A 3,270-nucleotide genomic window follows, 5' to 3' on the forward strand; every position below is an offset into this window, starting at 1 on the left:
GGATGCACATCAGCACTGATATGCCCGCAGCAGCAGGAGGCAGCATGAGCGAAGGACGAGCGAGCAAGCTGGAACCGCTGCTGTTCTCCATCGGCGACTACTTCGCGGGGGCGATCACCGGCATGCTGACGGCGGCCGCCGTGCGTGGCGTGATCGGCCAGGAGATGGACATGGTGCTGGCGATGCTGATCGGGATGGTCGTCGGCATGTGCGTACACGTGGTCTTCGGGCTTGTCATTTCGCCGTTGCTGGGGCCCTTTCAGACGATGGTTCCCGGCAGTCTGATCGGCATGTACGGCGGGATGTTCTTCGCCATGCGGGACTCGATGCAGATGCGCTGGGTGTCCTTCAATCGCGCCGTCGTCGTGGGCGCCGTATTCGGGCTGTTCGTGACTGCGGCGGTGAAAGTCTATGACCGCGCACTGCGGATCACGACGAGTGAGACGTGAGGTGTAAATGAGCCGCACAGTACAGAGCAAATGGGACCGGGTGAGCCGACTCTACGATTTCACCGGCTGGGCCGATGAGCGGCGCTTTGGCGCCGCCAAGCGGCGGCTGTTCGCCGGCATGCAGGGGCGCTGTTTCATGGTGGCGGCGGGCACCGGCAACGACTTCCAGTTCTTCCCGCCGGGGCTGACCATCACGGCCGTCGATATCAGTCCGGGCATGATCGAGCGGGCCCGCGTGAAGGCGCGGCGTTACCAGGGCGCGTTGGACATCCAGTTGATGGACCTGACGGCACTCGAGTTTCCAGACGAGACCTTCGACACGGCCGTTACCTCCTGCACGTTGTGCTCGGTACCCGATCCGATCGCCGGCTTGCGCCAAGTGTACCGCTGCCTCAAACCGGGCGGGCGACTGCTGATGTTCGAGCACGTCCGCAGTCGCGTCGGGCCGATCGCGATCGCGCAAGATCTGATGACGCCGATCTCGCGCCGCTTCGGTCCCGACATGAACCGCGACACGGTGGGCAATCTCGTACGGGCTGGCTTCGAGCTGCGCCGCGAAGCCAACGTATACGTCGACGTGGTCAAGGCGATTGAAGCACGGCGGCCAGGGGCCGCATCGAATAAGGGAGGACAGGATGAAACGTATAGTCGGGATATTCTTCATGGTGACCGTCAGCAGCGCGCCCAGCAGTCGGATTCCGAGCGCCACTAGACAACGTCGACGCCGGTCGGAAGCAAGGTAGCCACCATGTGATCGCAAGATGTGGAATCCCAAACGTGGGTGGCTCGCAAGAACAAGAAGTGTGGCTTCCTGCAACCCAGCAAACGCTAGGCGTATTGTGCGGCAAGGTAGTTGGAAGTATTTATGAACCGCGGCTCCGCACGACCGTGCCCACAGCAATTACGCCGAAGGAGGAACGATGCCATGGGAGTTGAGCTGCCTAACCCAGATACGTTAGCGGTCCTTCGTGCGCTCGTATCGTTGAGCAGGCTCGACTGGCTGTACGCCGATCAATATCTGCATCGAGCCGGGCAGTTGCTCCCGAAGGTTTGTACACGTGAGCGCTACCTCGGTCTCCGGCAGGATCAGGAAAGTCTCCCGCGTCTGACCAAGGAACTCCGCCAGGCTACCGAACGAGGCGAGTGGCCAAAGGTGCGAGCCCTGGCGGAACAAGCCGCCGAAGCGCGCGGACGACTGCTTGCCGGCAGTCAGATCCTGCCCATTGCGGACGCAGTATACGGTCCCAGATTCATTCACACCGACGTTACCGCTCTGGCTTTGACGGGCGTCGTGCCGCAAGCGAGTGCGAACCTGAGCCAAGCACGCGACGCGGTGCTCGACCAACTCCGAACTGTGGGCCAACAGGACAAGGAGGGGAGTGCGTTCTACCATGCCAGGGTGGCGCACTTTGAACGCCTGCAGCTCATTAGTGGTGACAAGCCTGGCCCGGTAGTTGACAGCCCGGAGCTGCGAAAACGGATTCTCGAGGCGGTGGACGCAGGCGATTTCGCACGGGTGAAACAAGTAGCGGATTCGGTCGCCGCCGAGAGCGGCGGTTCCTCTGCTCGTCTCCGCGTGCCGCGGCCTGCGGCCGATCGGGTGAGAGACCTCGCCAGAGCGTTCCCTGAGCCCGCCGTCAGCCGCGCCTGCGAGTTGGGATTGGTGATGGAGACGCTGCAACCCGTTGGCGGTCTGAACGCCTACCTGGGCTGTGCTTGCGCTGACCGCGCGACCTTTCCGGAGCTGCCACTGACCGAACCGCACCCTGAGGCTGAAAGCTGTACGTGTGGACACCCCTGTCCGCCGGATGTCAGACCTGCCCTGCGGGACAATCTTGATTTCTTGATGGTTCACCCCTCCATCACTTCTGCCGGGACTCGCTACCTGCCTTGGTTTGGTCCGGAGACCCTGCTCGTAGAAACGTTCCCAGAAACCGATCCCGACGCTCGTACGGCGCTGCTACATGCTCTCGGCCTGTCACGGCGCCGTGGCCTTCCGCGCATGCTTGTCGAAGATGCGCTCCTCACGCATGGCTCCGATGTCTGCGTCGGCCTGGGCCTTGATCCGCTGGAGTACGTCGTCACTTGCATCCCGTTCGATGTCTACCTGCGTCTGGCGCCGAAGTACGGCTGGGGGCAACAGGAGTTCTGGACGCACGTCGATGGATATCAGGTCACACGCGACCTGCACTTATGGGCGTTGGTGGGAGGAAACGCGCGCTATGGCGGGCCAGACGACTTCTCGAGTGTACAACGGGACTACGACTCGGAGCGGTTGACGGCTCGTTTCGCGGTCCTGCGGCGCGAGCGCTTTCTCGTCCGGGAGACAGCGGGAGCTTGAGGACTCGATGACTGCATCGGTATCGAACCGTTCAGAGGGCAAGCAACGGAGTCGCGGGCCCCCGGTGACATCCGTGCAGTCGAGTTCTGTGGGCATTCGCAAGATTTACAGGAATATTGAGGGCAGAAGGAGGAAGCTATGAAACGGATACCGATCATTCTTTGTATGCTCACTTTCGGCGTTGCGCTGTTGGTGCTTTCGACAGGCCGCGCTGACGCTCAAGCCGACCTGGGTACGAAGATCGCTGCGGCGAAGACCGCGGCGGACCACGAAGCCATCGCCGCCGAGTTTGAGCAGGAGGCGATGGAGCTGCAGTCGAAAGCGACGTTGCACGGCGACATGGCCAAGCACTACGCCATGGAGCAATATGCACACACGACGAAACCGAACTTGAAAAAACACTGCGAGAATCTGAGCGCGGATCTGAAGAAGGCCGCCGAACAGGCCAGAGAGATGGCCAAGCTCCATCACGAGCTGGCG

Annotated in this window: 4 protein-coding genes; all 4 read left to right on the top strand. The window is 62.0% G+C overall.

The window, feature by feature from the left end; all coding sequences use genetic code 11:
- Window positions 1-449 (top strand): hypothetical protein (locus VF515_14385; GenBank protein HEX7408819.1); only part of this gene is annotated, 449 nt, incomplete at its 5' end.
- Between the two features lie 7 nt (window positions 450-456).
- Window positions 457-1,161 (top strand): class I SAM-dependent methyltransferase, encoded by a 705-nt coding sequence (locus VF515_14390; GenBank protein ID HEX7408820.1) that lies wholly within the window; start codon window positions 457-459, stop codon window positions 1,159-1,161.
- A gap of 213 nt (window positions 1,162-1,374) precedes the next feature.
- Entirely contained in the window at window positions 1,375-2,790 is a 1,416-nt protein-coding gene (locus tag VF515_14395) for a hypothetical protein (protein HEX7408821.1), read from the top strand.
- 138 nt (window positions 2,791-2,928) lie between these two features.
- Window positions 2,929-3,270 (top strand): hypothetical protein (locus VF515_14400; protein HEX7408822.1); only part of this gene is annotated, 342 nt, incomplete at its 3' end.

It is taken from the genome of Candidatus Binatia bacterium, from assembly GCA_036382395.1.
Lineage (GTDB): Bacteria > Desulfobacterota > Binatia > HRBIN30 > HRBIN30 > JAGDMS01.